This window comes from Lentzea sp. CA-135723, assembly GCF_050936595.1.
Lineage (GTDB): Bacteria > Actinomycetota > Actinomycetes > Mycobacteriales > Pseudonocardiaceae > Lentzea.
Genome location: NZ_JBNJMK010000001.1, coordinates 2,847,458 through 2,873,048, shown reverse-complemented (window position 1 = coordinate 2,873,048; position 25,591 = coordinate 2,847,458). Strand labels below are relative to the sequence as shown.

The following is a 25,591-nucleotide window of genomic DNA, read 5'->3' as shown; positions in this document are numbered from 1 at the left end:
GAAAAGTGGTTGTTGTCGCTAAGTTTTAGCGGCGTGGCGCGGAACGTTGCCGTGGGAATTCGCGGTCAGACGGGCGCATCGCGGTGCCGCCCCCGCGTCCTCATACTGGACGTATGGGGGCGCGGGGGCGGTGCCGTGAGGTGCCCTGCTGAGCGTGAATTCACCGCCGACGTTCCGCGTCACGCCGCTAACCACCGAGGCGGGCGGTGAAGCCCTGGGTCTGCTCCTGCACCCCCGCGAGGTTGCCCTGGAACGACTCCCTGACGTCGCTCACGGTCGTGTGCGGACCGTGCTCCCCGAGGGAGTCGACGGAGGAGAGGGGAGCGGCACTGGCGGGGGACACGGCCAACAGCACGCCGCCACCCGCAGCGAGACCGGCAGCGATCTTGCGCACGAGAGACACGGTGGATCCTGTCTGGGAGGTGGATCTTGGTACCCATTCCTCGGCAGCTGGAAACCAGGACTCGATCACTCGGAAGCGTGAAAAAGCCGTCCCGGTCCAAATGACCGGGACGGCACTTGACCTGTATGAACCCTCAGCGGCGGGGTAGCCCGCTCGGGTCGTGGCTGGTGCTGCCCTGCGCGGTGTGCACGACGACCTTCCACGTGCCGACCTCGCCGCCCTCCGGCCCCGGCCACCACGCGGTCCACCAGCCGGAGCCGGTCCCCGCCGTGATCACCTGACCGTCGGCCAGCGCGATCTCGACCTTGGTGACGTCCGGCCCCATCCGGCCGACGACCCGCGAGTACTCGTCGTCCCCGCTGCCGCTCGAGCTCGACGTCTCGTACGTCACCTCGGCACCGGCGAGCGGGACGACCGGTCCGGCCGTGAGCCCCTGGTAGTTGAAGACCTTCTCGCCGATCGCCATGCACTCGGCGAGGCCGTCGCCCTTCTTCAGGATCAGGATCGTCGCGATGCCGCGCTGTTCGGCGAGCACGACGTCCGCGGCCGTGGGAGCGGCCGCGCCCCACTCCGCGGCGCACGCGCGGGCCTGGGGGAGCACCAGGTCGGAACCGGGTTGTCCGGGCGTGGAGGTCCACTGCGCGAACGCCTCGTCGGTGGCGCCGGGGAACAACGCGATCCCCGCCAGCACCCCCGCGGCGGCCGCGGTCGCCGCGAGTCCGATGATCGTCCGGCGCGACCGGGCCGGGCGCTGCGAGGCGTACGTGCCGGCGATGACGCGCTCGACGTGGGCGGTGGAACGGATCCACTCCACCTGGTTCGGCTCGCGGTCGCGGGCGGGGTCCAGGTCCTTCAGCTCGGTCATCACGTGCGCGCTCCTGTTCGTTCGGGCATGGGGTTCAGGGCCTGGTCCAGTCGCTGCCGCGCGCGTTTGAGCCGCATCGCGAAGGTCGTGCGGCGGCAGCGGAGCACCGTGGCGGCCTGCTCGGCGGTGAGTCCGTCGAACGCGACCAGCGCCAGCACCTCGCGGTCGGCGGCGCTCAGCGTCCGCCAGGCGCGGGCCAGGTCGAGACGTGCCGCGACCTCGGCCGAGCCGTCCGGCACCAGGTCGTCGGAGGACGACGCGATCCGCACGTCCAGCGCTCGTCTGCGCCGCAGCCCGCGGGTCTGGTTCGCCATCGTCTTGCGCGCCACCGCGAACAGCCACGGCCGGGCGTCGTCCGGCACGTCGCCGAGCCGGCGCCACGCGGTCAGGTAGACGGAGGAGACGACGTCCTCTGCCTCGGCGGGAGGCACTCGCCGTTCCACGAACCGCAACAGGTCCGGGTACGTCCGGCGGTGCAGGTCCCGGAAGCGGTCCTCCCTGGTGTCAGGCGGGGATTCCCTCATGTCGTCCTTTCGGTGGTGACCCTTACACCTCCTACCTGTCCGGCAGGCTCGCGGCTGTCACACCCGAAAACGAAGAAGGCCCCCATGGCGGGGGCCTTCTCGGCTGTCTTACTGGCGGGGACCGGTCGACGGCCAGCCGGGACCGCGGCCGCGGCGACGCAGGTAGCGCTCGAACTCCGCGGCGATGTCGTCGCCGGACGCCTCGGTGATCTGCATGGCCGCGTCGCCGCGCTCTTCGAGGGCCCGCACGTAGTTGCGCACGTCCTCGTCCTCGTCGGCCATCTCGGAGACCGTGCGCTCCCACTCCTCCGCCTGCTCCGGCAGCGCGCCGAGCGGGACCTCGATGTCGAGGACCTCCTCGACCCGGTGCAGCAGGGCGAGCGTGGCCTTGGGGGAGGGCGGCTGCGAGACGTAGTGCGGCACGGCGGCCCAGAACGAGATCGCCGGGATACCTGCCTGCACGCACGCGTCCTGGAAGACGCCGACGATGCCGGTCGGGCCCTCGTACTTCGAGTGCTCCAGGCCGAACTTCTCGGCCGCGTCCGCGTCGTAGGCCGTGCCGGTGACCGGGACCGGGCGGGTGTGCGGCGTGTCCATGAGCAACGCGCCCAGCGTCACCACGGTCGTCACCCCGAGCGCGTCGATGTGGCCCAGCAGCTCGGCGGCGAACTTGCGCCACCGCATGTTCGGCTCGATCCCGTGCACGAGGATCACGTCCACGTCGGAACCGGGCGGGCGGCACACCGACAGCCGCGTCGTCGGCCAGTCGACCCTGCGCGTGACGCCGTCCACCAGGCGCACGGACGGGCGCGTCACCTGGAAGTCGTAGTAGTCGTCCGGGTCGATCTCGGCGAGCGGGGTGGCGTCCCAGGTGAGTTGGAGGTGCTCGATCGCGGTGCTGGCGGCGTCGCCTGCGTCGTTCCAGCCTTCGAACGCACAGACCATGATCGGAGCCGTGAGCGGGATGCGCGGGTTCGAGGGGGTCGGGGATTCCTGGGACGGATCGTTCACGGCGCCAGACTACGGGTTCCGCGAGTCAACTCAGCGCAGGCTTGGCCCATGGGTGACCGCGGAGCGTCGCCGTTGCCGGAAGCCCAGCTCAGCCGCGTTGTCATCGCTGACAGCGGACAGCCGATCGCCGATCACGCGGACGAGCTGCCCGGCGGGAACGCGTATCGTGAGCACCTGGAAGTCCACGGACTGGGGGCCGGCTCACCGAAGCGCCGGCGCGTCGACGGACTCCCGGTGCCCGGCCGCGCCGGGGTCCCGCCGTCCGAGGAACTTCCACTCCACCCGGAACAGTCCACCGACGCCTTCGTGGCGCACCATCCGGAGGCGAAGTACTTCGATGTCTGACCTGCGCGCGGTCCTGTGGGACATGGACGGGACGCTGCTGGACTCCGAGAAGCTGTGGGACATCCCGCTCTACGAGTACGCGGAGAAGCTCGGCGGCACGCTGTCGCTGGAGACCCGCGAACGCATGGTCGGCACCAACGTGCCCACGACGATGCGCCTGCTCTTCGCCGACGTCGGCATCGAGCCGACGGACGCCGACCTCGTGGACGGCGGCGCGTGGATCCTGCGCCGCACCGAGGAGGTCTTCCGCGCCGGGCTGCCGTGGCGGCCGGGCGCCCAGGAGGCGTTGCGCGCGGTGCGCGCGTCGGGCGTGCCGATGGCGTTGGTGACGTCGACCGAACGCCCGCTGACCGAGGTCGCGCTGGACACGATCGGCCGCGACCTGTTCGACGTGACGGTGTGCGGCGACGAGGTCGACGGCCTCAACAAGCCGTTGCCGGAGCCGTACCTGAAGGCGGCGCGGCTGCTGGGCGTGGACGCGGCGCGCTGCGTGGCGATCGAGGACTCGCCGACCGGGGTGGCGGCGGCGGTCGCGGCCGGCTGCACCGTGCTGGTGGTGCCGTGCGACGTCGAGGTGCCGGAGGGGGAGCGGCGGATCTTCCGCGAGTCCCTGGTGGGCGTGGACGTCGAGGTGCTGCGGGCTCTCCAGGGCTGAACGCGGGCGGGGTGGCCGAACGGGCGGCCACCCCGGCACCGTCAGGCGACAGCGGCTTTCTGCGCGGCCTTGGCCTTGCGCGTGGCCGGGTCGATCAGCAGGCCGAACACCACGCCGATGCCGACGTAGAGCGTGGCCAGCTGGGCGAGCGAGCTGAGGCGGAACTGCCACAGCACGTTCACCGGCATGTCCGCGGGGATCGTGTCCGGCGGGGCGGGGAACGCGAGCAGCACCACGGCCGTGGCCGCGGCGACCGCGAGCAGCACCGCCGTCGTGCGTACAGGCTGGGACTGCGCGCGCAGCTGCTCGGCGAGCCAGCTCGCACCCCACACGATCAGCAGACCGGCGACCACCACGCCGAGGTAGAGCGCGGTGCGGTAGTTCACCGTCTCCGGGTCGCCGACGGCGGGCGGGTTGGCCGGGTACTTGATCCACGGCAGCAGCGCCACGGCACCGAAGACCGCGGCACCGAACGCGAAGCTGCGGCTGAACGGCGTGCGGTCGGTGAACCAGCGCTTCGACAGCGCGTAGGCCGTGGCGAACACCAGGCCGACCGCGATGCCGACGATCACCACGCCGAGCATGCCGCCCACGACCTGGGCGCCGCGGCTGACGAGCTCCTCCTCGCCGCCGTGGGAGTGGCCGGCCTCTTCGCCGGCGGGTGCGCGAGCCTCCTCGACCGCGAGCGCGGCCCGGATCGGGATCTCGGTCACCAGCAGCTGCACGAGCGCGGACGCGACACCGGCGATGCCGCCGGCCGCGATGCCGCGCAGTGCGATGGACTTGTACGTCGTCGTCATCTGCGTGGATCTAGTGGCAGGGGACGCCGAGGGCGTGCCGGCCGTCGTGGAAGAACTCGTGCAGCAACTCGGAACCCGCGCCGAGCGCGAGACCGTTCTCCTGCAGGACCAGGTACGTGACGATCAGGCCGAGCAGTGCGGCGGCGAACGCCCACTTCGGCACCTGGACGGCGGACAGATTTGCTGCGGGGCTCGTCATGACGGGCTCCTCCATACCTCGTGGAAGGTCAACTCTCCTAGCGGCGCCGCAGCCGGTCTCCTGACTCCCGGATCAACGCTGCCCCCGCGTCTTCCCAGTCCCGGCGGGGACCAGTGACGTGCTCGGCGGGGATCGCTTCCCGGTCACAGTGGCGAGGACCGCGCCGGATTCACACCGGCTTCCCGTCACTGCGGCGCGTGCACCGTAAGTTGAGCCGGCTCTCAAGCACAACCGGCCATAAGAGTTGTTGCGTTCCTCACTTCACGAGTGGGCAGTCGCCACACTTCCCACCTGCGGCAACGCGGTAGTAGAGACAACACGACCGGCGCCGGAACCCGAGCTCGCCGGGAAAGGCCAGAAATTCTCCCGCCTGTTCGAACGGCGGTGCGCTCATGAGCCGTTCGCCGCGTTCTTCCGCTTCCTCCGCGGTGAGCAGGCCGGCGCGCACGACCATTTTCAGCGCGCCCGCGACGTTCGACATCGCATTGCCCCACAGCAACCCGCTCGCCACCGGCGTCACCGCCTGGATCGCCTCGACGACCGGTGCGAGTGCCTCGGCGGCGGGCGGCCCCAGCCGGGGCAGGTCGATGCGGACGCTCAGGCCGTTCGCCGGGTGGTGCTGCCACCAGAGGTTCTCCGGCCGGACGTCGACCGGCAGGTTCGCCGCCGTGAGCGGGCTGAGCAACCGGGCCGTGTAACTGAGGAAGAAGAGACTCGCCGCGACCCTGGGCTCCTCGGCGCGGTAGCGGTCCGCGATGGCGTCGATGGTGGTCTGGAGCGCGGGGCCTTCGAGCAACGCCGTTCCCGGCAGCCACGACTCGTCCGGACGGCCCACGTCGAGGGCGAAGAACGGGTTGATCCCGCGCACCCGGCGCAGTGCTTCGAGTACCTCGGCGAACTCAGACACGGAAGTTCACGCTACTGGGTGTCCATGCAGGACAGATCCGTCCACGGCCTGGGACAGATGCGACCGCGGTGTGGACGGGCGTGCGCGGGATGGGAGGATGTCGTGCCGTGAAGACCTTCGATTCCCTGTTCGCTGAGCTGACCGAACGAGCCGCCACCAAGCCGGAGGGTTCCGGCACCGTCGCAGCGCTTGAGGCCGGGGTCCATGCGCAGGGCAAGAAGGTCCTGGAGGAGGCGGGCGAGGTCTGGATCGCCGCCGAGTACGAGTCCGACGAGAAGCTCTCCGAAGAGATCTCGCAGCTGCTCTACCGCCTCCAGGTGCTCATGCTGGGCCGTGGGCTCACCCTCGAAGACGTCTACAAGTACCTCTGAAAGAGACTTCCACATGCTGCGCGTAGCAGTCCCGAACAAGGGCGCGCTCGCTGAACGCGCCTCCGCCATGCTCACCGAGGCCGGCTACCGGCAGCGGCACGAGCCGCGTGACCTGACCGTCCTCGACAACAACAACGACGTCGAGTTCTTCTTCCTGCGCCCCAAGGACATCGCGATCTACGTGGCGTCCGGTGACCTCGACCTCGGCATCACCGGCCGGGACCTGGCCGCCGACTCCGGCGCCGACGACAACGGCTCCTCGGTCGAGGAGCTGCTGGCGCTGGGCTTCGGGTCGTCGACCTTCCGGTACGCGGGGCCTCGCGGCACCGACTGGAAGGTCTCCGACCTGGAGGGCAAGCGCCTCGCCACGGCGTACCCGAAGCTCGTGGGCCGCGACCTCAAGGCCCGCGGCATCACCGCGAAGGTGATCCGCCTCGACGGCGCGGTGGAGATCTCGATCCAGCTCGGCGTGGCCGACCTGATCGCCGACGTGGTGGGCTCCGGCCGCACCCTGCGCCAGCACGACCTGGTGCCGTTCGGCGAGCCGATCTGCGAGTCGGAGGCCGTGCTGATCCACCGCAACGGCTCCGAGCTCACGGCGGCGAAGAAGCAGCTCACCGCCCGTCTGCAGGGCGTCGTGTTCGCGCAGCAGTACCTGATGCTCGACTACGACTGCCCGCGCTCGATCCTGGACGAGGCCATCGCGCTGACGCCGGGCCTCGAGTCGCCGACGGTCGCGCCGCTCGCCAACCCCGACTGGGCGGCCGTGCGCGCGATGGTGTCGCGCAAGGAAGCGAACAACGTGATGGACAAGCTCGCGGCCATCGGTGCCAAGGCCGTGCTGGCCTCGGACATCAGGTTCTGCCGCCTGTGATCACGGAGCACGCGCTGCTCGACGTCCTGCCGGGTGCCGAGCAGGACTTCGAGTGGGCGTTCGGCGAGGCGCGGGAGCTGATCTCCGCCTCGCCGGGCTTCCGCGGCCTCGAACTGCTGCGCTGCCTGGAAACGGCCTCGCGGTACCTGCTGCTCGTGCGATGGGACTCCGTTGAGGACCACACGGTCGGCTTCCGGCAGGGGCCTTCCTATGCGCGGTGGTCGGAGTTGCTGCACCGCTTCTACTCGCCGTTCCCCGTGGTGACGCACTACGAGAGCGCCCTGAGCACCTCGTCGTCCGTGGTCTGAGCGAAGCTGTCGTACCAGCGGCTCACGGCCTGGAAGTGCTTCGGCGTGAGAACGGCGACGACGGGCGTGCTGAAGGTGTTCAGCGCTTCCCTCGCAGCCACCGGGACGGCCAGGGTGACGCTCTTCGGCGCGTGTTCCGCGATGTGGTGGAGCGCCGCTCTGGCGGTGACGCCGGTGGCGAGGCCGTCGTCGACCAGGATGACGTCGCGGCCGGCGATGACGAGCGGTCTGCCGGCGCGGTAGAGCGCCGTTCGCCTTCTGGCCTCTTCGCGTTCCACGTCGGCCTGGTGGCCCAGTTGTTCCTCGGTGAGGTTCAGCGCCCTGAGAACCCTGGGATCGTAGATCGGCGCGCTGCCGGCCGTGACGGCACCGACGCCGTACTCGGGATGGCCAGGTGCGCCGATCTTGCGTGCCACGACGACGTCCAGTTCGGCGTTCAGGTGGGTCGCGACCTCCTTGGCGACCGGGACACCGCCCCTGGGCAGGCCCAGGACGAGCGGGTCGTGCCAGGGTCGTCCGGCGAGTCGCGCGGCGAGGGCGCGGCCCGCTTCCTGCCGGTTCGCGAACCTCTTCATCGTCGCCCTGACGCTACGCCGTCTCGTGGTCAGTCGAACAGGCCGATGACGTCCGTGGTCATCGAGATGAAACCCGCGCTCGTGGCGACGACCGTGAGCCAGAACAGGACGGTGGCGCGCCGGGGCTCGGCGATGCTCACGTCGGGAACCCTCGCCGGGGCGGCGACGGCGCGGACGCGTTCGTGGCGGCCGAAGTGGGCGCGGAACTTGATCCAGGTGTGGCCGGACTGGCTGCACCCGAACAGCACGCCGTTGGCGCCGTTGCGGCACGAAAGGCCCTGCCTCGTCGTCACCCCGCACTTGACGGGAAACCGGGCGGCGATCCAGGAAATCGCGGCGACACCGAATATCGCGGCACGCCAGTAGTTCTCGCGGTTGAGCGCGACGACGCAGAAGGCCGCGAAGACCCCGATGAAGACCAGGTACGACGTGGCTCTCTGCCGGCGGTTCTTCCTCTTCCCCATGCCGTCCCTCCCGCGCCCACCCTGGTCGTTCGCTGGCGTGGGCCGGAAGAACCCGGTCGTGGGACGGGGGATTGCTCGCAGTCGCAACACTGTGGACGGTGGTGCCGGTGCGACTCCCGTTGCGTCCCGTGGGCTACCGGCACGCCTGGACCTGGTGACGTGGAATGGTCTTGGGCCGGTCGGGTGAAATCCGGCCTGCGAGTGCGCCGAAAGCGTGCGGACGGTGCTGCTGAACGCCGGGCTGGCGCCGACCCGCGTCACCGCTGGCAGCGTCGGGTACCCGATGCCCGACCCGCGCGATCGGCGGGTGACGGTGGAGCGGCTGATCTAGCGCTCGCGCACGAACAACGCCTGCGCCGTGGCGCCCACCGGGCCGGTCGCGTCGTGCACCACGCTGGTCGCAAGGCCCACGCCGTCCGGGCCGATCGTGGTGCGCGCGTCCATGCCGATCCACTCGCCGGCCGGGCGGCGGTGCAGGTGGACGGTCAGGTCGGTGTTGATGGCGTACCACTTGCGAATGTCCACACGGGACGAGACGCCGCTCGCGGAGTCCACGACGGAGAACAGGCGCTCCTCCGGCGTCGGTTCGTAGCCCTCGACGACGGCGACGCGCGGGCGGGCCCACACCTGGGCGTCGCCCGGCGTGAAGATGCCGCCGGACACGGAAAGCCACTCGACGGCCGCCAGGTAGCCGCCGCCCCAGTGGTCGGGGATCTCCATCGGCGTGGCGGAGGAAGGTGGTGGTAGCAAAGGGGTTTCGCCGCCCGCTACGGCTGTGGTGTCCGCGCCGACGATGCGCCACGCGCGGGCCGTCAGCACCGCGCGGCCTTCGCAGGACAGCGATGCCGCGAGCAGTTCCACGGAGCGGCCTGGGCGTTCGACCGAAGTGGACACCGTCAGGTCGGCCACCGGGACCGGGCCGAGCACCTCGAACGTGACGCGGGCCAGCGCCGACGACGGGTTGCCGAGGCCGAGCAACCCGCGCACCAGCAACGCCGAGGGCGGGCCCAGGTGCTGGCTGTCCGGGCCCCACGGGCCGACGGTGTGTTCAGTGGAGCGGAACGTGTCGCCGCCCAGCGGCAGGTAGAAGGCGGCCATCAGTCGCGGTCCTGCAGGGTCTCGGTGTCGTCCGGCTCCGGCCAGCCCGGGTAGGGCGGCGGGGTGCCGTCGAACGCCGGGCAGAACGCCTTGTGGTCGCAGTAGTCGCACAGGCGGCTCGGGCTGGGGCGGAAGTCACCGGTCGGGGCGGCGCGCATGATGGCCTGCCAGATGGCGTCCAGCGTGCGTTCGAACCGCGCGAGCTCCGACTCGTCCGGCTGGTAGGCGAGAGCCTGGCGGTCGGCCAGGTACATCAGCCGCAGCTGCCGCGGCACGACGCCGCGCAGCTTCCACAGCACCAGCGCGTAGAACTTCATCTGGAACAACGCCTTCGCCTCGCCGATCTCGCGGGGCGCGGCGCCGGTCTTGTAGTCCACGACCCGGATTTCACCCGTCGGGGCGACGTCCACCCGGTCGATGTAGCCGCGCAGCAGCACGCCGGACGGCAGCTCGGACTCGACGAGCAGCTCGCGCGACTCCGGTTCGAGCCGGCGCGGGTCCTCCAGGCCGAAGTAGCCGTCGAGCAGCTTCGTGGCCGACGCGAGCCACTCCGCCTCCTCCTCGCTGCCCTCGGACTCGAAGAGACCGGCGAACTCCGGGCGCTCGCCCTTCACCCTTTCCCAGGCAGGGGAGATCATCGCGCGGGCGCGGTCCGGCACGCGCTCGGCGGCGGGCAGCGCGAACAGGTCCTCGAGCACCGCGTGCACCACCGTGCCGCGCACCTGCGCCTTCGTCGGCCGCTCCGGCAACCGGTCGACCGCGCGGAACCGGTAGAGCAGCGGGCACTGCTTGAAGTCCCCTGCCCGGGACGGCGACAGCGCGGGCCTGCGCAACGTGGTGCTCATGCTTCGCACGATAGGACAGAGGTCTGACAATTCCGGGAGCGCCCACCGAACCGCGAGATCACACCACCCGCTCTACAGTGCTCCCGTGGCCGCGCGGATCAACGAACGAGAGGGCGGCCTGCTGCTTTTCCGGGTGGCGGGCATCCCGGTGGTGCTCGCGCCGTCGTGGTGGATCGGCTCGGCGATCGTGGTGGCGTTCTACGCGCCGCTGGTCGACGACCTGGCACCGGGAACCCCGCCCGGCGTCGGCCTGCTCGTGGCCGCGTTGTTCGCCGTCTTCCTCGGCCTTTCCGTGCTGGCACACGAACTCGGCCACTGCGTCGCCGCGCTCCGGCTCGGCCTGCCGGTCAGAAGGCTCCGGCTCTACCTGCTCGGCGGGCTGTCCGAGATCATGCGCACGCCCGGCAGACCCAGCCACGAGGGCGTGGTCGCGGGCGCGGGGCCGGTGGTGTCCATCGGGCTCGCGATCGTGTTCGGCATCGGCGGGTTCGCGATGACGTCCGGCGGCGTGTTGTGGCTGCTGGTGGTGCAGGTCGCCGGCGCGAACCTGGTCGTGGCCATCTTCAACCTGTTGCCGGGGCTGCCGCTCGACGGCGGCAGGATCGTGCGCGCGGGCGTGTGGGCCGTCACCGGTCAACGCGCGATGGGCACCCGAGTCGCCGTGGTCGGCGGTTTCGCCGTGGCCGTCGCGTTGGTGGTGTGGGCGCTGTACGGCGTCGCGCAGGGTGCCGATGACCGTTGGCTGCGGTTCGGCGTGTGCGTGCTCACGGCGTGGGTTGTTGTTGCCGGAGCGCGCAGTGAGCTCGCCAGCGAACGCCGCAGGACGTGGCCTGAAGGGGTCACGCTCAACGACCTGATCCTGCCCGTGCTGCAGCTCCCGGCGGAAAGTCCCGTCGCGGACGCGCTGAGCACCTCGGCGGGGCGTGGCGTGGTGCTGGTGCGCGCGGACGGCGTGGCGGCCGGGTTGCTGGACACCGAACTGGCGCGCAAGCTCGCCGCCGCCAGCCCGTTCGCGCCCGCCGAACAGGCCGCGGAGCCGATCCGGCCGGAGACCGTGCTGCTCGCCGACGAACCCGGCGAGGAGATCGTCGAACGCGTCCAGGGCACGGCCGCGTGGCAGTTCCTGGTCGTCGATCTGGAAGGCCGGCCCGCCGGTGTGCTGCGCAGGGAGGACCTGCGTGCGGCCATTGAGAAGGGCGTTTGACACCATTGCGCGGTGATTAGCGCAAGTGGACCGTTCCAGCCGGGTGACCGGGTACAGCTGACCGACCCCAAGGGCCGGCACTACACGGTCGTTCTCGAACCCGGCAAGGAGTACCACACCCACCGCGGCGCCATCCCGCACGACAAGCTGATCGGCCAGCCGGAGGGCTCCGTCGTCGCGTCGGTGGGCGGCACGAACTTCCTGGCGCTGCGCCCGCTGCTGCCGGACTACGTGCTGTCGATGCCGCGGGGCGCGCAGGTCATCTACCCCAAGGACGCCGCGCAGATCTGCATGTACGGCGACATCTTCCCCGGCGCGCGCGTGCTGGAGGCGGGTGCCGGTTCCGGCGCGTTGTCGTGCTCGTTGCTGCGCGCGGTGGGGGAGAAGGGCAGCGTCCAGTCGTACGAGGTGCGCGACGACCACGCAGTCCACGCGATCCGCAACGTGGAGACGTTCTTCGGCGAACGGCCGGGCAACTGGTCCATCACCGTCGACGACGTGAAGAACCACGAGGGCGAGGTCGACCGGGTCATCCTCGACATGCTCTCGCCGTGGGAGGTCCTGCCCACGATCGCGAAGAACCTCATCCCCGGCGGCGTGCTCGTCGTGTACGTCGCTACCACCACACAGCTCTCCACGGTCACGGAGGCGTTGCGGGAGATGACGTGCTGGACCGAGCCGCACGCGTGGGAGACGCTCGTCCGGCCGTGGCACGTCGTGGGTCTCGCCGTGCGCCCGGAGCACCGGATGATCGCGCACACCGCGTTCCTGCTCACCACGCGCAAGCTCGCCGACGGCGTGACGGCGCCGAAGCCGCAGCGTCGCCCCAGCAAGGGCTGAGGTCGTTCCAGCGAAAAGGGCCCGCCGCACCTCGCAGGTGCGGCGGGCCCTTTCACGTCAGCTCAGTTGCCTTCGAGCTTCTCGATGCCGCAGACCGTCCACTTGCTGCCTTCCTTCGACAGCTTGTAGATGATCGCGCCCTTCGTGGTCTTGCCGGGGTTGGCCGGGTCCGGGAGCCCCTCGATGCTCTGCCGGAACGTGCCGGTGCTGCCCGACGTCTTGACCTCCGACACGGTGGCCTTGACCTCCGGGTGGGGTGCCGACGTCTGCGCCTTGAGCTTGGGGTACTCGGCCGAGCACACGAGCTCCTTGACGTCCTCCGGCTTGCTGTTGCCCGCCCGGACGCCCTTCATGATCCGTTCGGTGAACTCCTCGGCGACGTCCGTGGCCGCGCCGTCACCGCCGCTCGACGAGCTCTTCGACGACGGCGTGGTCGGCTTGGTACCGCCGTCCGTCGGGTCGGCGGCCTGGCTGGTGTCCGAGCCGGTGGCGTTGTCGCTCGAGCTGTTGCCGGACAGCAGCACGGCCGCCGTCACGCCGCCGCCGACGAGCACCAGCACGCCGATGACGACGCCGACGATCAGGCCGGTGTTGCTCTTCTTGGGCGGCGGCGGGCCGCCGAACCCGCCGGGCTGGCCGTAGCCCTGGGGCTGGCCGTACGGCTGCTGACCGTAGGGGCCCGGCTGGCCCTGCTGCGGGAAACCACCGCTCTGCGGGTTCTGGGGTTGCCCGTACGGACCCTGCGGCTGCTGCCCGTAGCCGGGCTGGGGCTGCTGGCCGTACCCCGGTGGCGGCTGCTGGCCGTAACCGGGCTGGGGCTGGCCGTGCGGTCCCGGCTGCTGGCCGTAGGGGCCCGGCTGCTGCGGTGGGTAGGTCATCGGAAATCCCCCGAAGGTGAAGTGTGGAACCCGATCACTTGGTCGGGATCGTGGGAACCTGGAAGTCAGGCAGCTTGAGGTCCTTGGCGAGCGTGCAGAACTTCCAGTCGCCCGACTCCTTCTTGAACTTCACCGTGGTGTCGAAGGTCTTGGACTCGGTCCCGAGCGTCACCGTCGTGGACACGCCGACGTCCGCGGTGTCGCCGCTGACCTTCACGTCCTTGACGTTGACCTTGGGCGCCGGCATCTTCTTGAGCTCCTCTGCCAGCTTGCGCTGGTCCGGCGTGAGCTTCTTCTCCGCCTCCTCGGCCTCCTTGAGGGCCGCGGCGCACGCCATCGACTTGACCTTGCTCTCGTTCTTCGAGGCGCTCGCGGCGTAGTACTCCTCGGCGAACTTCTTCACGTCCGCCGCGTCGTCACCGGACGAGCCGCTGGCCGAGTCGGTCGAGCTGCTCGAGCTGTTGCCGGCCAGCAGCACGGCCGCCGTCACGCCGCCGCCGACGAGCACCAGCACGCCGACGATGACGCCGACGATCAGACCGGTGTTGCTCTTCTTGGGCGGCGGGGGACCGCCGAACCCGCCGGGCTGGCCGTAGCCCTGGGGCTGGCCGTACGGGCCGGGCGGTTGCTGACCGTAAGGGCCCGGCTGACCCTGCTGCGGGAAGCCGCCGCTCTGCGGGTTCTGCTGGCCGAACGGGTCCTGCTGCGGCTGGCCGTACTGCCCGGGCTGCTGGCCGTAACCGGGAGGCGGCTGCTGGCCGTACCCCTGCTGCGACTGCTGGCCGTACCCGGGCTGGGGCTGCTGGCCGTAACCCGGCTGCTGCGGCGGCTGCTGCCCGTGCGGACCACCGGGCGGCGGCTGCTGCCCGTAGGGCCCGGGCTGCTGCGGCGGGTAGGTCATCGAAACTCCCCCGATGCGGATGAGGTGATCTTTCGCTGGACATTGTCGTACTTGGCCGGACAACTCGCGGGCGAATGGTGCCTGTCGACACGCGCGAGTGGTTGTGCACACGGCCTCGAGTTGCGATCCGGCCGCGCGAAGGTCGCGTCTGATAACGATTGTGGCAACTCCACCGGTAATCGAGCGCGATGCTCTGCGCTGTCGGGGTGGTGCGCCGGTCGCGTCGGTGGAACCACCCGGTTGGCCGCACGCCCTCCGGACGCACCGGAGACCTGCTCGAGCGGGCGCTCCGACGGCCACGAACGGGGTGGGTTGCGGTGCGTGACCACCGAACGGGTCAATCGCTGGTCCACCTGGTGGGACGACGACAGATTCGCGCCCGTCGCCGGGCCGTGAGCCGCACCAGGTGTGTCCAGTGGCGTCCGAGGGTGGTCGCGGACAGTGGGGACCGGGCTCACGCCCTGGTGCTCCCATGACCCTCTCCTCGGGCTTCTCGCAGGTCGTCTGGCGTGTCGTCGCGCGAAACGCCGGTCGTGGCTTCTGGGACGCACCGTAGCCGTCCGGTGGTCGCGCCGGACACCGAGATGGACCAGTCGACCTCTCTTGGAGGCCTTGCCGTTGCGTCACACGAGCGAAGATGATGTTGTGAGTACCCCATTTTGTCGGTGATCGCCGGTACCGTAATCGGTACGAACACGGGAGGAGGGTGCCGACATGCAGCACGGTCATCCCGGCAGCCAACCCGATGAGGGTGGCGAGCTGAACCATGGCAACAATTCTGCTGAGCTGACTGCGCAGATCAGGTTCCTCGAGGACGAGATCGCGTCGTTGCGTCGCAAGCTGACCGAGTCGCCGCGGCACACGCGGTTGCTCGAGCAGCGCTTGGCTGAGGCGACAGAGCGCGTCAGCCAGCTGACCGAGCGAAACACGAAGCTCATAGACACCCTCCGCGAAGCACGAAGCCAGCTGCTCGCGCTGCGTGAGGAAGTCGACCGGCTGGCGCAACCGCCCAGCGGGTACGGCGTCTTCATGGCGCGGTACGACGACGGAACCGTGGACGTCTTCACCTCGGGTCGCAGGATGCGCGTGGCCGTGTCCCCCGCGGTCGAACCGGAGAAGATCGCCTACGGGCAGTCCGTCCGCCTCAACGAGGCGCTGACGGTCGTCGAGGCCGGCGGGTTCGAGCGTTCCGGCGAGGTCTGCGCACTGCGGGAGGTGCTCACCGACGACGACGGTGCGGACACCATCGCGCGTGCGCTGGTCGTGGGGCACGCGGACGAGGAGAGGGTGGTCTGGCTCGCCCAGCCGCTGCTCGACTCGCCGCTCAAGCCCGGCGACTCGCTGCTGGTCGACTCGAAGGCGGGGTTCGCCTACGAACGGGTCCCCAAGGCCGAGGTCGAGGACCTCGTGCTCGAAGAGGTCCCGGACATCGACTACAACGACATCGGTGGCCTCTCCCGGCAGATCGAGCAGATCCGCGACGCCGTGGAGCTGCCGTTCCTGCACGCGGACCTGTTCCGCGAGTACGAGCTGCGCCCGCCCAAGGGCGTGCTGCTCTACGGCCCGCCCGGCTGCGGTAAGACGCTCATCGCCAAGGCGGTGGCGAACTCGCTGGCCAAGAAGGTGCGGGAGATCCGCGGCGAGACCGACAAGCAGGCCAAGTCGTACTTCCTCAACATCAAGGGCCCCGAGCTCCTCAACAAGTTCGTCGGTGAGACCGAGCGGCACATCCGCCTGATCTTCCAGCGGGCTCGTGAGAAGGCGTCCGACGGCACCCCGGTGATCGTGTTCTTCGACGAGATGGACTCGATCTTCCGCACCCGTGGTTCGGGTGTGTCGTCCGACGTCGAGACGACGATCGTGCCCCAGCTCCTCGCCGAGATCGACGGCGTCGAGGGCCTGGAGAACGTCATCGTCATCGGCGCCTCCAACCGCGAGGACATGATCGACCCGGCGATCCTCCGCCCCGGCCGCCTCGACGTGAAGATCAAGATCGAGCGACCGGACGCCGAGGGCGCGAAGGACATCTTCAACAAGTACCTGACGCCCAACCTCCCGCTGCACGCCGACGACCTCGCCGAGTTCGGCGGGGACCCGAAGGCCTGCATCGAGGGCATGGTGCAGCACACCGTGGAGCGCATGTACGAGGAGTCCGAGGACAACCGGTTCCTGGAGGTCACCTACGCCAACGGTGACAAGGAGGTCCTGTACTTCCGGGACTTCAACTCCGGCGCCATGATCCAGAACATCGTCGACAGGGCCAAGAAGGCGGCGATCAAGTCGCTGCTGGACACCAAGCAGCCCGGCCTCTCGGTCCGGCACCTGCAGGCGGCCATCCTCGACGAGTTCGCCGAGAACGAGGACCTGCCGAACACGACGAACCCGGACGACTGGGCACGCATCTCGGGCAAGAAGGGCGAGCGGATCGTCTACATCCGCACGCTCGTCACCGGGAAGAACCAGGACGCCGGCCGCGCGATCGACACGGCCACGAACACCGGCACGTACCTGTAAGACAGCACGACCGCACCGCCCCGGCCGCACCTCGCGACCGGGGCGGTGCGGCGTTCTGCGCCCGGTGGCGGAGCGTCAGCCGTCCCTGACCGGCCTGGAATTTCGATCAGGGGGCGACATATGGGGACAACTCGGTACCTGCTGGGGGCGCTGGCCGTTGTCACCGCGCCGTCGTGGACGAGGGCTGCCGGCGGCCGCCCGGCTACCAGCCCAGGACCCTGCAGCGGCTGAACGGCGGCGTCCTGGAGGCGGGCGGCACGCCCGGCGAGCTCTTCGTCTGCGTCGTCCACGACGCCGGGAACGTCACCAGCTCGCTCGTCTCCGGCCCGCCCGGCGGCGACTTCGGCGCCCAGGTGGGCCTGTTCGACGACAGCGGGACGTCGAGGTCGGGCGGGTCACGCCGGACGTCGCCGTGCTGGAGCTGATCCCGCCCAGCGGCCGCGTGGTCAGGGCCGGCCTGCACGGCGAGGTCTTCGTCTGCCGCCTTCAGGAACGGGTCACCGCCGTGCGGGTCCGGGCCTGCGACGCGGGCGGCCGTCTCCTGCGAGACGAAGTCATCTAGCGGACCAGGCCCGACTCGTAGGCCGCGATCACCAGCTGGGCGCGGTCGCGGGCGTGCAGCTTCGCCAGCAGGTTCCCGATGTGCGTCTTCACCGTGCCGGGGCTGACGTGCAGCTCGGCCATGATCTCCGCGTTGGACCGCCCGCGCGCGATCAGCAGCAGGACCTCCTTCTCCCTCTCCGTGACGCGCTCCAGCCCGCGCACCGCGGGTGCCGCGGGCTGCCGGACGAACTCCCGGATCAGCCGCCGGGTCACCGTCGGCGACAGCAGCGACTCGCCCGACGCCACCACCCGGATCGCCGCCAGCAGCTCGGCGGGAGGCGTGTCCTTCAGCAGAAACCCGGACGCACCAGCCCGCAACGCCCCGAAGACGTACTCGTCCAGGTCGAACGTGGTCAGCACGAGCACGCGCGGGCCGTCCATCCGCCGCGTGGCCTCGATGCCGTCCATCTCGGGCATGCGGATGTCCATCAGCACGACGTCGGGTTTCAGCTCCGCCGCCAGCGCGACGGCCTCGGCACCGGTGCCCGCCTCGCCCACGACGGCCAGGTCCGGTTCGTGGTCCACCAGCAGCCGGAAACTGGCCCGCAGCAACGCCTGGTCGTCCGCGATCAGCACGGTGGTCATCGGACCGGCAGCTCCGCGACGACCCGGAAACCGCCGTCCGGGCCGGGACCCGCGCCGAACGTGCCGCCGTACACCGCCACGCGTTCGCGCATGCCGATCAATCCGTGTCCCACGCCGAGCTCCTTCACCCCGGGGCCGTCGTCCGCGACCTCCACCCTGACGGCCTCCGCCGTCACCTCCACCAGCACCGCGCAGGCGGCGGGGGCCGCGTGCTTCACGACGTTCGTCAGCGCCTCCTGCACGATCCGGTACGCCGACAGTCCGATCCCTTCCGGCACGACGGCTTCTCCGCGCACGTCCAGGGTCACGCGCACCCCGGCGAGCGACGCGCGGTCGGCCAGCTCCGCCAGTCCGTCGAGACCGGGGGAGGGGACCAGGTCGGCGTCCGACCGCAGCACGCCGAGAAGACCCCGCATCTCCGTGAGGGCCGCACGGCTCGTTTCGGAGATGACCTGCAACGCCTCGTAGGCGTGCTCGGGTGAGCGCACGTGTGCGGCGTTGCCCGCCTGCACGGCGATCAGGGAGAGGTTGTGCGCCACCACGTCGTGCAGTTCGCGGGCGATGCGCAGGCGTTCGTCGGCGAGCGCCTGCTCGGCCTGGGAAGCACTTTCCCGCTGCAGGAACGAGCGGCGCAGCCGGGTCGTGTAGCCCATCGCCCACACGGCACCGAGCACCGCTACGCAGACCAGCCACGTCTCGGGTTCGCCGCCGGAGACGCCGGACACCGCGACGGTCGCGAACACGAGGCCCGCCAGCGACCACGTGCGGTTCCGCTCGACCGCCACGGTGTAGAGCGCGAAGCAGATCGCGCCGACCGGGGCGCCCAGGGCCACGACCGGCAGCACCTGGCCGACCACCACCGCCACCGTCGCGAGCGTGCTGACCGCCAGAGCGACCACGGGCCCCCGCCGGCGCACCGCGACCGGGAACGCCACCAGCGTGGCTCCCGGTACGACGAGCCACCACGGCTTCTCCTGGTGCTCCACCATGGCGTAGGCGACGAGGACGCCGATCACCACGCTGGCGGCCGCGTCCACCAGGTAGAGGTGCAGTCTCGCGATCACGGAACTCACCGTATCGACCCGGCGGCCGACCTACCTCGGACCACGGTCCGATTCCCGGGATCGGAGCACGGGCCGATCCGCCGGGAGCCCTGAGGGAGAACTCTTGTCCGCATGATCGAGGTGCGGAACCTGACGAAGAGATACGGGGACGTGAAGGCGGTCGACGACCTGTCGTTCACCGTCCACCCCGGACTGGTGACGGGCTTCCTCGGCCCGAACGGCGCCGGGAAGTCCACGACGATGCGCATGATCCTCGGCCTCGACCGGCCCGCGAGCGGGGAGGCCCTGGTCGACGGCCGCCGTTACGCGACGCTCGACCAGCCGTTGCGGCACGTCGGCGCGTTGCTGGACCCGGCGGCGGTGCACCAGGGACGCAGCGCGCTCGACCACCTGCTGTGGATCGCCGCGAGCAACGGCATCGGCAGGCACCGCGCCGTCGACCTGCTGGAGCAGGTGGGGCTGGGAGGCGTGCGGCACAAGCGGATCCGGACGTTGTCGCTCGGCATGAAGCAACGGCTGGGCGTCGCGGCCGCGCTGATCGGCGACCCGCGGACGTTGATGTTCGACGAACCCGTCAACGGCCTCGACCCCGAAGGCGTGCGGTGGATCCGCGACCTCATGCGCGGGCTCGCGGAGGAAGGCCGCACGGTCTTCGTCTCCAGCCACCTGATGAGCGAGATGGCGCTGACCGCCGACCACGTCGTGATCGTCGCAAGAGGACGGCTGGTCGCCGAGACGCCGATGGAGGCGTTGACCCGCAACGGTTCCCTGGAGGACGCCTACCTCGACCTCACCTGCGGGAGGGGCCTGTGAAGAACGCACTCGCCGCCGAGTGGCTGAAGCTCAGGACCGTCAGGGCGCCCAAGGCACTCGTCGGGGCCATCGGGCTGATGGTGCTCGCCGGAGCATTGCTGTCGTGGCTGATGGTCCAGGACTACGACACGTCGCCGGCCGTCGAGCAGGCGAAGTTCGCCTCCGCCGACGCCACCGTGGTGATCACGCCGGTGATCCAGTTCCTGGTCGCCGCGCTCGGCGCCCTGGTCGCCACCTCCGACCCGCGGCTCACCGCGCTGACCGCAGTGCCGGACCGGAAGCGTTTGCTGGCGGCGAAAACCGTGCTCGTCGCGGCCGCGGCGGTGGTGCTCGGCGTCGTCGCGCTGGCCGTGAGCGTCGGCGCGAGCTGGTTGGTCATGGGGGACAGGCCGCCGCCGATCGCGCCGTGGGACGGCCTGGGCGACGTGCTGCCGTGGCAGGGCGCCGCGTTGCTGTCGATCTTGGTAACAGGTCTGGCCGGTCTCGGGATCGGGCTCGCGGCGCGGTCGACGGCCGTGACGGTCGTGGTCGTCGGCGTGCTGCTGTGGGGGCTGCCGGCCATCACGCCGATGCTGCCGGACCCGTGGAACGTCGACGCGTCCGCGGTGATGGTGCCGTACCTGGTGTGGGAGGTCGCGGGGGTCATCGAGGACGCACCGCTGAGCCCGTTCGCCGCCGTCGCATGTTTGGCGATGTACGCACTGGTGACCCTGAGTACCGGAACTGTGACTCTTCTGCGACGAGACGCTTGACTCCCTCTTTAGGCGGCCCTATGGTCATCTATACCTTTAATCGGTAAGGAAACTTACCTAACTAACTCCGCCGCCGCTGTCCGAGAGGAGACGCTTGATGTCCTGGCAGAAGTCTGTGGTGGCGCTCGCCGCGGCAGTAGTGCTCCCGTTGACGGGTGCGATGGCGGGCAGTTCCGTCGCCGCCGCCCCCGAGGGCGACACCTTCGCCGCCGCCGCGCTGCCGCCGGGTTCGCCCGCGGCGGTCAACGGCCAGCTCAAGGTGTGCGGCGTCAAGCTGTGCAACAAGAACGGCAAGCAGATCCAGCTGCGCGGCATGAGCACGCACGGCATCCAGTGGTACTCCCAGTGCGTGAAGACCGCGTCCCTGGACGCGCTCGCCAACGACTGGAAGGCCGACGTCCTCCGCATCTCGATGTACATCCAGGAAGGTGGCTACGAGAGCAACCCTCGCAAGTTCACCGACATGGTGCACGGCTACATCGAGGAGGCCACCAAGCGCGGCATGTACGCGCTGGTCGACTGGCACCAGCTCTCGCCGGGCGACCCGAACCACAACACCGCGCGCGCCAAGACCTTCTTCAAGGAGATCGCGCAGCGGCACAAGGACAAGACGAACATCATCTACGACATCGCCAACGAACCGAACGGCGTGACGTGGGCCCGGGTCAAGACCTACGCGGAGGCCGTCATCCCGACGATCCGCGCGGAGGACCCGGACAGCCTCGTGCTCGTGGGCACGCACGGCTGGTCGACGTTCGGCCTGTCCGACGGCCGCAACATCAACGAGGTCAGCCAGAACAAGGTCAACGCGTCGAACCTGATGTACACGTTCCACTTCTACGCGAAGGACCACCGCGACTCGTACCTGAACGCGCTGAAGACGGTGTCGAGCCAGGTGCCCGTCTTCGTCACCGAGTTCGGGTCGCAGGAGGCGTCGGGTGACGGCACCAACGACTTCACCATGGCGAACAAGTTCATCTCGTTCATGAAGGACGCCAAGATCTCGTGGACGAACTGGAACTTCTCCGACGACCACCGCACGGGCGCGGTGTTCAAGAGCGGCACGTGCTCCGGCAGCAGCTTCACCGGTGAGGGCCCGCTGAAGGACGCCGGCAAGTGGGTGCGCAACCACATCCGCACGGCCGACGACTTCTGAGCGGTCACCGATCGACCTGATCGACCGACCCCGGCGGGTCACGTGAACGGCGGTCCTCCGGGGCCGCCGTTTACCGTTGTCCGCATGGCTCAACTCGCGCTCGGTCTCGCCTCCCTCGGTCGTCCCGCGTACATCAACCTCGGACGCGAGGGCGCGCTACCGGCCGTGCGTGACGTCGAGTCCATGCGCGCGCAGTGCCACCGTGTGCTCGACACGGCCTATGCGTCAGGCATCAGGTGGGTCGACGCCGCCCGGTCGTACGGGCTGTCGGAGGACTTCCTGTCGTCGTGGCTGCCCGGCCACGACGACGTGACGGTCTCCAGCAAGTGGGGGTACGCCTACGTCGCGGACTGGCGGCCGGACGCCGAGGTGCACGAGGCCAAGGAGCACTCGCTCGCCCGCTTCACCCAGCAGTGGGACGAAACCCGCGCGTTGCTGCCGCGCGTCGACCTCTACCAGGTGCACTCGCTGACGGCCGACAGCCCGTTGTTCACCGACCGCGCACTGCAGGACGCCATGGTCGCGATCGGCGTGCCGCTGGGGTTCTCGACGTCGGGACCGCGCCAGGCCGACGCCATCCGCAAGGCCTTGGAACTGGGCATCTTCAGCTCCGTCCAGTCCACTTGGAACGTTCTGGAGACCTCCGCCGGCGACGCGTTGCGGGAGGCGCACGACGCCGGGCTCAGCGTGATCGTCAAGGAGGGCGTGGCCAACGGGCGCCTCGTCGTGCAGCCCCCGCAAGCGGTTGCGGCACAGGCGGAAGCGCTGGGCGTGGGCCCGGACGCCGTCGCGCTCGCGGCGATCGCGCGCCAGCCGTTCGCGGACGTCGTGCTGTCCGGCGCGGCGAGCCCGGAGCAGCTGCTGTCCAACCTGGACGCGCTGAAGATCGACGTCGACCTCCCGGACCTGGCCGAGCCCGCCGAGCAGTACTGGCAGACCCGTTCGGAACTCAGCTGGAACTAGGGTCTGTGTCGAAGCCCGAGTCCCCGACAGCCGGGCGACTCTCATCGAACCCGGACTTCGACACAGACCCTGTGCGACGCAACCACTCCTGGCCGATCACCCGGCCGTCCGGCACGAGCGTCCACGCCGGGTCCTCGATCTTGACGCGCAGCTCGTCCAGGTCCATCCACCCGCCCCAGGCGACCTCCTCCGGCTGGTGGGTGAACGGTCCGTCGGTGCGCGTCTCGTAGATCCACGCGTGGTACCGCGTGAGCCCGTCCACGTAGGTGGTCTGGAAGAGGAACGTCAGCGGCGACTCGACGCCCAGTTCCTCGCGCAGCTCCCGTTTCGCGGCCACCGAGGGGCTCTCGCCCGCGTCGATCACGCCGCCCGCGGTGCAGTCGTAGAGGCCGGGGAACGCGTCCTTGGTGTCGGTGCGCCTGTGCACGTAGACGCGGTCGCCGTCGAGGGACCTCACGACGATCGTGGCGCAGCCGTGCCAGAGGTTCTCGGCGCGCATCCGCTCGCGCGTCACCTCGCCGATGACGTTCGCGTCCTCGTCGTAGAGGTTGATCATCCCCGTGTCCTCCTGTGGTCGTACGCGAGCTTGCTACCCCAGTCCGACGCCCGCTGATCGCCATTCTTCCTACCTTCGGGACCGTCAGACGTCACCGAGGAGGATTCGTGTCCACTTCCCTGCGGCTCGGCGTCGCCGAGTTCCGCGCCCGGCCGGGCCGCGCGCTGCTGCCCGGCGTCGCGCTCGTCGTCGGCGTGGCCTGCCTGCTGGCCGCCCTGGTGCTGAGCGACGCGCTCACCAGGTCGGTCGACGAGGGCGCGCCCCTCACCCCCTCCTCGGTCGGGCACGTGGTGGACGTCAAGCCCTCCGATCACGGCACCGACGAGACGGCCCGGCCCAAGCTCGACGACGTGCTGCTCGGCCGGCTCTCCGCGGTCGGCAGAGCGGTGCCGGTGCAGGTGGCGCAGGCCGACCTGCTGGACGCGAACGGCCGGGCGGGGGAGCACCGCGCCGAGGTGCACGTCCAGCAGCCCGACCTCGCGCGCTGGCCGCTGGCCGAGGGGAAGGCGCCGGCGGCGGACGGCGAGGTCGCCGTCGACAAGATCACCGCGTACGAACGCGGCCTGAAGCCGGGGGACCAGGTGAAGGTCGCCGCCGCCGACGGCAGGCCGGTCTCGGTGACCGTCAGCGGGATCATGAAGAAGGGCGGCCTCGACGCGCGGCCGGTCCTGGTCGCTGGTCCGGACCTGGCGCGCAAGCTCGACCCGGCGCCGTTCACCAAGGAGATCTGGGTGATCGGCGGTGCGCGGGACGCCGTCAAGACCGCGGCGGGTGCCTCGTACGTCGTGTGGGACCCGGCGCCGGACGCGGACAAGATCGGCAACGAGCTGACGTTCATCCTGCTGCCGTTCAGCGTGCTCGCGCTGGCCACCGCGGTGTTCGTCGCGGCCGCCACGTTCCGGGCGGTCTACGCGCAACGGCAGCGGCAGACGGCGTTGCTGCGGTGCATCGGTGCCCAGCGCGGGCCGCTGGTGCGCAGGAGTCTGTTCGAAGCCCTCGTGACGGGGGCGCTGGCAGGTGTCGCAGGCGCGTTGCTCGGCGGGCCGACGGCCTGGCTGCTCGCCAGGACGTTCGACGTCACCGGCATCTCCGTGCTGTTCGGCGCGGTGGAGCTCAGCCCGGAGCTGCTGCCCTCGCTCGGCTACGTGATCCTCGGAGTCGTCGTCGCCGCGCTGTTGAGCGTCATCGCCGCCGTGCGTCCCGCGATCAACGCCGCTCGTGTGTCGCCTCTCGCCGCGTTGCGTGACGCGGACAACGAGGTGCCGCCACGGTCCGTGCGTCGCCTTCGGCTCGTGTTCGGTGTGCTGTTCACCGGTGGCGCGGCGCTGCTCGCGATGGCCGCGATCGCCGCCAAGGGCACGTCCGCCGCGCCGCTCGCCGTCACGTTCTCCGCGATCGCCGCGGTGACCGGCCTGTTCTGGATCCTCGGCCCGGTCACGGTCCCGCTGATCGCGCGGCTGTTCGGCAAGATCGGCGGCACCCAGTGGAAGCTCGCCGGAGCCGAGGTGCGCAGGATGCCGCAGCGGTCGGCCTCGGTCGCGCTGCCGTTGCTGCTGGCGAGTTCGATGGTGACGTTCTTCCTGGTGGTGCTGGGTGGCGCGCAGGAGCTGACGTTCCAGTACGCCAACGAGGAACGTCCGGACGCGACCGTGGTCGACGCGGGCGACCGGCCGTTGCCGGAGATCCCCGCGCAGCCGGGCGTGGCGGCGTCGGTGGTGCTGCACCGGACCGGGGACAGCGCCGCGAGCGTCGACCCCGACCAGTTCCGGACCTGGCTGAAGGCCCAGAACGTCTCCGGTGCGGGCGAGCTCGTCGCCGGGACCGCGCTCGTGCCCCCGCAGTGGGACGACCGGCCGTTCGTCGAGGCCGGAGGTCAGCAGTACAAGGTCGTCGGCACGGTTCCCGGCGGCATCACGCGCTACACGCCGATCGTCGCCGGCCCGACCTCGGGGCCGGTGGAGAAGGTGCTGGTCGCGCTGAAGCCCGGGGTCGACCCGGCCGAGTTCCGGTCGTCGTTGCAGGCCGCGCTGCCGAGCCACCCGACCGTGATCGTGCAGACGGACGCGGACGAACGGGCCGAGGCGGAGCGCTACATGCACCTGGGGACGGTGCTGATGATGGTGCTGCTCGGACTGTCCGTGGCGGTGGCCGTGACCGGTATCGGCACCGCGCTGACGATCTCCGTCCAGGAGCGCCGCAAGGAGCTCGCACTGCGCCGCGCCTTGGGCGTCACTCAAGGCGGACTGCAGGGCGGAGTCATCGCTGAAGCGATCATGTTGGCCCTCGTCGGGGTGATCGGAGGGGGTGTGCTCGGCTTCGCCTACGCCGAAGTGGCCTTCCTGTCGATCGGCGTTCCACTGGTGCTGCCGGGGCTCAAGGTGGTGTTGCCGCTGGTCATCGGCGCGGTGGCGGTCGTGGTGCTCGCGGTGGTGGCCGCGTTCGGGCCTTCTCGCGGCGCATCGAGGATTCGGCCTGCAGCAGGATTGGCCTCCGGGTGAATAGGGTGTGGGGAGCTTCA

29 protein-coding genes, 2 pseudogenes and 1 riboswitch are annotated in these 25,591 nt (G+C 70.3%); of the genes and pseudogenes, 15 read left to right on the top strand and 16 right to left on the bottom strand.

The window, feature by feature from the left end; all coding sequences use genetic code 11:
- Positions 1-187 precede the first annotated feature (187 nt).
- From ACQEU1_RS12125 to ACQEU1_RS12110, 4 genes are all read right to left on the bottom strand, one after another.
- A complete protein-coding gene (locus tag ACQEU1_RS12125) occupies positions 188-394 on the bottom strand; it encodes a hypothetical protein (protein ID WP_433199485.1) in 207 nt (68 codons plus the stop codon).
- A 142-nt stretch (positions 395-536) separates the two neighbouring features.
- Entirely contained in the window at positions 537-1,268 is a 732-nt protein-coding gene (locus ACQEU1_RS12120; protein ID WP_433199482.1) for a hypothetical protein, read from the bottom strand.
- The gene (locus ACQEU1_RS12115) at positions 1,268-1,792 is read right to left on the bottom strand and encodes an RNA polymerase sigma factor (protein WP_433199479.1); all 525 of its coding nucleotides are present in this window, start codon (positions 1,790-1,792) and stop codon (positions 1,268-1,270) included. Before ACQEU1_RS12115 ends, ACQEU1_RS12120 begins: the two co-directional genes overlap by 1 nt.
- Positions 1,793-1,900: 108 nt before the next feature.
- Positions 1,901-2,803 carry a PAC2 family protein gene (locus ACQEU1_RS12110; RefSeq protein ID WP_285642163.1) on the bottom strand — a complete coding sequence of 301 codons (903 nt, stop codon included), beginning with the start codon at positions 2,801-2,803 and terminating at the stop codon, positions 1,901-1,903.
- A gap of 114 nt (positions 2,804-2,917) precedes the next feature.
- On the opposite strand from ACQEU1_RS12110, the pseudogene ACQEU1_RS12105 reads away from it, so the two are divergent.
- Positions 2,918-3,148: pseudogene (locus ACQEU1_RS12105) on the top strand (hypothetical protein); the annotation flags it as partial.
- A complete protein-coding gene (locus ACQEU1_RS12100) occupies positions 3,141-3,803 on the top strand; it encodes an HAD family hydrolase (protein WP_433199475.1) in 663 nt (220 codons plus the stop codon). The pseudogene ACQEU1_RS12105 and the gene ACQEU1_RS12100, both read left to right, overlap by 8 nt.
- A gap of 41 nt (positions 3,804-3,844) precedes the next feature.
- On the opposite strand, the gene ACQEU1_RS12095 is transcribed toward ACQEU1_RS12100, so the two are convergent.
- The 3 genes from ACQEU1_RS12095 to ACQEU1_RS12085 form a co-directional block, all read right to left on the bottom strand.
- Positions 3,845-4,603 carry a CbtA family protein gene (locus ACQEU1_RS12095; protein ID WP_433199472.1) on the bottom strand — a complete coding sequence of 253 codons (759 nt, stop codon included), beginning with the start codon at positions 4,601-4,603 and terminating at the stop codon, positions 3,845-3,847.
- 10 nt (positions 4,604-4,613) lie between these two features.
- Complete coding sequence (locus tag ACQEU1_RS12090; protein ID WP_330277318.1) at positions 4,614-4,802, bottom strand: CbtB domain-containing protein; 189 nt, start codon at positions 4,800-4,802, stop codon at positions 4,614-4,616.
- Positions 4,803-4,835: 33 nt separating this feature from the next.
- Positions 4,836-5,010, bottom strand: a riboswitch (cobalamin riboswitch).
- Positions 5,011-5,058: 48 nt separating this feature from the next.
- Positions 5,059-5,709: a (2Fe-2S)-binding protein gene (locus ACQEU1_RS12085; RefSeq protein WP_433199469.1), complete on the bottom strand. Its 651-nt coding sequence runs from the start codon at positions 5,707-5,709 to the stop codon at positions 5,059-5,061.
- Positions 5,710-5,816: 107 nt separating this feature from the next.
- Between ACQEU1_RS12085 and ACQEU1_RS12080 the strand changes: the two genes are divergently transcribed.
- The 3 genes from ACQEU1_RS12080 to ACQEU1_RS12070 are packed head-to-tail and all read left to right on the top strand — an operon-like array spanning position 5,817 to position 7,262.
- Entirely contained in the window at positions 5,817-6,080 is a 264-nt protein-coding gene (locus ACQEU1_RS12080; protein WP_089912086.1) for a phosphoribosyl-ATP diphosphatase, read from the top strand.
- A 13-nt stretch (positions 6,081-6,093) separates the two neighbouring features.
- On the top strand, positions 6,094-6,954 hold the full coding sequence (gene hisG, locus ACQEU1_RS12075; RefSeq protein WP_433199465.1) for an ATP phosphoribosyltransferase: 861 nt from the start codon (positions 6,094-6,096) through the stop codon (positions 6,952-6,954).
- Complete coding sequence (locus ACQEU1_RS12070; protein ID WP_433199462.1) at positions 6,951-7,262, top strand: antibiotic biosynthesis monooxygenase family protein; 312 nt, start codon at positions 6,951-6,953, stop codon at positions 7,260-7,262. The genes hisG and ACQEU1_RS12070 overlap by 4 nt, the downstream gene beginning before the upstream one ends.
- Here ACQEU1_RS12070 and ACQEU1_RS12065 read toward each other — a convergent pair.
- From ACQEU1_RS12065 to ACQEU1_RS12050, 4 genes are all read right to left on the bottom strand, one after another.
- Positions 7,223-7,837, bottom strand: coding sequence for a phosphoribosyltransferase (locus ACQEU1_RS12065; protein WP_433199459.1), 615 nt, complete (start codon positions 7,835-7,837; stop codon positions 7,223-7,225). The two genes, ACQEU1_RS12070 and ACQEU1_RS12065, sit on opposite strands and share 40 nt — an antisense overlap.
- A 29-nt stretch (positions 7,838-7,866) precedes the next feature.
- On the bottom strand, positions 7,867-8,301 hold the full coding sequence (locus ACQEU1_RS12060) for a hypothetical protein (protein WP_433199456.1): 435 nt from the start codon (positions 8,299-8,301) through the stop codon (positions 7,867-7,869).
- 327 nt (positions 8,302-8,628) lie between these two features.
- A complete protein-coding gene (locus tag ACQEU1_RS12055) occupies positions 8,629-9,399 on the bottom strand; it encodes a thioesterase family protein (RefSeq protein ID WP_433199453.1) in 771 nt (256 codons plus the stop codon).
- Positions 9,399-10,244, bottom strand: coding sequence for a RecB family exonuclease (locus tag ACQEU1_RS12050; RefSeq protein ID WP_433199450.1), 846 nt, complete (start codon positions 10,242-10,244; stop codon positions 9,399-9,401). The genes ACQEU1_RS12055 and ACQEU1_RS12050 overlap by 1 nt, the downstream gene beginning before the upstream one ends.
- Positions 10,245-10,329: 85 nt before the next feature.
- Between ACQEU1_RS12050 and ACQEU1_RS12045 the strand changes: the two genes are divergently transcribed.
- Both ACQEU1_RS12045 and ACQEU1_RS12040 read left to right on the top strand, forming a co-directional pair.
- Positions 10,330-11,448 carry a site-2 protease family protein gene (locus ACQEU1_RS12045; protein WP_433199447.1) on the top strand — a complete coding sequence of 373 codons (1,119 nt, stop codon included), beginning with the start codon at positions 10,330-10,332 and terminating at the stop codon, positions 11,446-11,448.
- Positions 11,449-11,463: 15 nt separating this feature from the next.
- Positions 11,464-12,288, top strand: coding sequence for a tRNA (adenine-N1)-methyltransferase (locus ACQEU1_RS12040; RefSeq protein ID WP_433211449.1), 825 nt, complete (start codon positions 11,464-11,466; stop codon positions 12,286-12,288).
- 62 nt (positions 12,289-12,350) lie between these two features.
- Here ACQEU1_RS12040 and ACQEU1_RS12035 read toward each other — a convergent pair whose 3' ends face one another.
- Positions 12,351-13,166: a hypothetical protein gene (locus ACQEU1_RS12035; protein ID WP_433199444.1), complete on the bottom strand. Its 816-nt coding sequence runs from the start codon at positions 13,164-13,166 to the stop codon at positions 12,351-12,353.
- Positions 13,167-13,200: 34 nt separating this feature from the next.
- Entirely contained in the window at positions 13,201-14,067 is an 867-nt protein-coding gene (locus ACQEU1_RS12030) for an Rv0361 family membrane protein (protein WP_433199441.1), read from the bottom strand.
- A 714-nt stretch (positions 14,068-14,781) separates the two neighbouring features.
- On the opposite strand from ACQEU1_RS12030, the gene arc reads away from it, so the two are divergent.
- The 3 genes from arc (at position 14,782) to ACQEU1_RS12015 (ending at position 17,143) form a co-directional block, all read left to right on the top strand.
- A complete protein-coding gene (gene arc / locus ACQEU1_RS12025; RefSeq protein ID WP_433199438.1) occupies positions 14,782-16,581 on the top strand; it encodes a proteasome ATPase in 1,800 nt (599 codons plus the stop codon).
- Between the two features lie 173 nt (positions 16,582-16,754).
- Entirely contained in the window at positions 16,755-17,006 is a 252-nt protein-coding gene (locus ACQEU1_RS12020; RefSeq protein ID WP_433199435.1) for a hypothetical protein, read from the top strand.
- The gene (locus ACQEU1_RS12015) at positions 16,994-17,143 is read left to right on the top strand and encodes a hypothetical protein (RefSeq protein WP_433199432.1); all 150 of its coding nucleotides are present in this window, start codon (positions 16,994-16,996) and stop codon (positions 17,141-17,143) included. Before ACQEU1_RS12020 ends, ACQEU1_RS12015 begins: the two co-directional genes overlap by 13 nt.
- On the opposite strand, the gene ACQEU1_RS12010 is transcribed toward ACQEU1_RS12015, so the two are convergent.
- A complete protein-coding gene (locus ACQEU1_RS12010; protein ID WP_433199429.1) occupies positions 17,140-17,769 on the bottom strand; it encodes a response regulator in 630 nt (209 codons plus the stop codon). The genes ACQEU1_RS12015 and ACQEU1_RS12010 overlap by 4 nt on opposite strands.
- Complete coding sequence (locus ACQEU1_RS12005) at positions 17,766-18,833, bottom strand: sensor histidine kinase (protein ID WP_433199426.1); 1,068 nt, start codon at positions 18,831-18,833, stop codon at positions 17,766-17,768. The genes ACQEU1_RS12010 and ACQEU1_RS12005 overlap by 4 nt, the downstream gene beginning before the upstream one ends.
- 111 nt (positions 18,834-18,944) lie before the next feature.
- Here ACQEU1_RS12005 and ACQEU1_RS12000 point away from each other — a divergent pair.
- From ACQEU1_RS12000 to ACQEU1_RS11985, 4 genes and pseudogenes are all read left to right on the top strand, one after another.
- Positions 18,945-19,586 (top strand): annotated as a pseudogene (locus ACQEU1_RS12000) (ABC transporter ATP-binding protein); the annotation flags it as partial.
- 56 nt (positions 19,587-19,642) lie between these two features.
- A complete protein-coding gene (locus tag ACQEU1_RS11995; protein WP_433199423.1) occupies positions 19,643-20,398 on the top strand; it encodes an ABC transporter permease in 756 nt (251 codons plus the stop codon).
- Positions 20,399-20,495: 97 nt separating this feature from the next.
- Positions 20,496-21,554, top strand: a complete 1,059-nt coding sequence (locus ACQEU1_RS11990) for a glycoside hydrolase family 5 protein (protein ID WP_433199420.1) — start codon at positions 20,496-20,498, stop codon at positions 21,552-21,554.
- An 84-nt stretch (positions 21,555-21,638) separates the two neighbouring features.
- Positions 21,639-22,517 (top strand): aldo/keto reductase, encoded by an 879-nt coding sequence (locus ACQEU1_RS11985; protein WP_433199417.1) that lies wholly within the window; start codon positions 21,639-21,641, stop codon positions 22,515-22,517.
- On the opposite strand, the gene ACQEU1_RS11980 is transcribed toward ACQEU1_RS11985, so the two are convergent.
- Complete coding sequence (locus tag ACQEU1_RS11980) at positions 22,504-23,073, bottom strand: NUDIX hydrolase (RefSeq protein WP_433199414.1); 570 nt, start codon at positions 23,071-23,073, stop codon at positions 22,504-22,506. The genes ACQEU1_RS11985 and ACQEU1_RS11980 overlap by 14 nt on opposite strands.
- Before the next feature lie 107 nt (positions 23,074-23,180).
- On the opposite strand from ACQEU1_RS11980, the gene ACQEU1_RS11975 reads away from it, so the two are divergent.
- The gene (locus ACQEU1_RS11975; RefSeq protein ID WP_433199411.1) at positions 23,181-25,571 is read left to right on the top strand and encodes an FtsX-like permease family protein; all 2,391 of its coding nucleotides are present in this window, start codon (positions 23,181-23,183) and stop codon (positions 25,569-25,571) included.
- Positions 25,572-25,591 lie beyond the last annotated feature (20 nt).

Excerpts from the sequence above, each read along its gene's own strand:
- ACQEU1_RS12090 (WP_330277318.1), bottom strand. The coding sequence starts at position 4,802 with ATGACGAGCCCCGCAGCAAATCTGTCCGCCGTCCAGGTGCCGAAGTGG.
- ACQEU1_RS11980 (WP_433199414.1), bottom strand. The coding sequence starts at position 23,073 with ATGATCAACCTCTACGACGAGGACGCGAACGTCATCGGCGAGGTGACG.
- ACQEU1_RS12030 (WP_433199441.1), bottom strand. The coding sequence starts at position 14,067 with ATGACCTACCCGCCGCAGCAGCCCGGGCCCTACGGGCAGCAGCCGCCG.
- ACQEU1_RS12035 (WP_433199444.1), bottom strand. The coding sequence starts at position 13,166 with ATGACCTACCCACCGCAGCAGCCGGGCCCCTACGGCCAGCAGCCGGGA.
- ACQEU1_RS12120 (WP_433199482.1), bottom strand. The coding sequence starts at position 1,268 with ATGACCGAGCTGAAGGACCTGGACCCCGCCCGCGACCGCGAGCCGAAC.
- ACQEU1_RS11985 (WP_433199417.1), top strand. The coding sequence starts at position 21,639 with ATGGCTCAACTCGCGCTCGGTCTCGCCTCCCTCGGTCGTCCCGCGTAC.
- arc (WP_433199438.1), top strand. The coding sequence starts at position 14,782 with ATGCAGCACGGTCATCCCGGCAGCCAACCCGATGAGGGTGGCGAGCTG.
- ACQEU1_RS12010 (WP_433199429.1), bottom strand. The coding sequence starts at position 17,769 with ATGACCACCGTGCTGATCGCGGACGACCAGGCGTTGCTGCGGGCCAGT.
- ACQEU1_RS12095 (WP_433199472.1), bottom strand. The coding sequence starts at position 4,603 with ATGACGACGACGTACAAGTCCATCGCACTGCGCGGCATCGCGGCCGGC.
- ACQEU1_RS12115 (WP_433199479.1), bottom strand. The coding sequence starts at position 1,792 with ATGAGGGAATCCCCGCCTGACACCAGGGAGGACCGCTTCCGGGACCTG.
- ACQEU1_RS12100 (WP_433199475.1), top strand. The coding sequence starts at position 3,141 with ATGTCTGACCTGCGCGCGGTCCTGTGGGACATGGACGGGACGCTGCTG.
- ACQEU1_RS12065 (WP_433199459.1), bottom strand. The coding sequence starts at position 7,837 with ATGAAGAGGTTCGCGAACCGGCAGGAAGCGGGCCGCGCCCTCGCCGCG.
- ACQEU1_RS12060 (WP_433199456.1), bottom strand. The coding sequence starts at position 8,301 with ATGGGGAAGAGGAAGAACCGCCGGCAGAGAGCCACGTCGTACCTGGTC.
- hisG (WP_433199465.1), top strand. The coding sequence starts at position 6,094 with ATGCTGCGCGTAGCAGTCCCGAACAAGGGCGCGCTCGCTGAACGCGCC.
- ACQEU1_RS12050 (WP_433199450.1), bottom strand. The coding sequence starts at position 10,244 with ATGAGCACCACGTTGCGCAGGCCCGCGCTGTCGCCGTCCCGGGCAGGG.
- ACQEU1_RS12055 (WP_433199453.1), bottom strand. The coding sequence starts at position 9,399 with ATGGCCGCCTTCTACCTGCCGCTGGGCGGCGACACGTTCCGCTCCACT.
- ACQEU1_RS11990 (WP_433199420.1), top strand. The coding sequence starts at position 20,496 with ATGTCCTGGCAGAAGTCTGTGGTGGCGCTCGCCGCGGCAGTAGTGCTC.